Genomic DNA, 787 nt, shown 5'->3' on the forward strand with positions numbered 1-787 from the left:
CCTCGACCCCGCCGCCCTCGACGCGGCCCTCGCCGCCCTCCCCGGACCGCACCTCGTCGCCGCCACCGCCGGCACCACCGACGCGGGCCTCATCGACCCCCTGCCCGAGATCGCCGACGTGTGCCGAGCCCACCGCGCCCGGCTGCACATCGACGCCGCCTACGGCGGAGGCCTGCTGTTCAGCGACCGGCACCGTGACAGGCTCACCGGCCTGGACGCCGCCCACACCGTCACCCTCGACCTGCACAAACTCGGCTGGCAGCCGGTCGCCGCCGGCCTCCTCGCCGTCCGCGAGCCCGACGACCTCGCCGCCCTGCACCAGCGCGCCGACTACCTCAACGCCGACGACGACACCGAGGCCGGCCTGCCCGACCTCCTCGGCCGCTCCCTGCGCACCAGCCGCCGCCCCGACATCCTCAAGACCGCCGTCACGCTGAAGACCCTCGGCCGCGAAGGACTTGGCGCACTGGTCGATCAAGTCTGCGCCACCGCACACGAGTTCGCGGACCTCCTGGCCGACCGTCCCGGCTTCGAGCTCTACGACCGGCCCGTCATCAGCACGGTCCTGTTCCGGCCCGCACACGCCACCGACGCCGCCGTCGCCGCCGTACGCAGACAACTCCTCCACCGCGGCCGCGCGGTCCTCGGCCGGGCGCGTCCCGACGACGGCCGGCTGTGGCTCAAAGCGACGGTCCTCAACCCCCACACCCGGCCCGCCGACCTGGCCGCCCTCCTGAAAGCGGTCGAAGAACTCGCGGAAGGAAACGCCCCCCGATGAGCACCACCC

1 protein-coding gene is annotated in these 787 nt (G+C 74.2%); it reads left to right on the plus strand.

Annotated elements, in window-relative coordinates:
* Positions 1-778 (plus strand): pyridoxal phosphate-dependent decarboxylase family protein (locus GRC12_RS44805; RefSeq protein WP_244374727.1); only part of this gene is annotated, 778 nt, incomplete at its 5' end.
* Positions 779-787 lie beyond the last annotated feature (9 nt).

The organism is Streptomyces griseorubiginosus (genome assembly GCF_017614965.1).
GTDB classification, from domain to species: domain Bacteria; phylum Actinomycetota; class Actinomycetes; order Streptomycetales; family Streptomycetaceae; genus Streptomyces; species Streptomyces griseorubiginosus_B.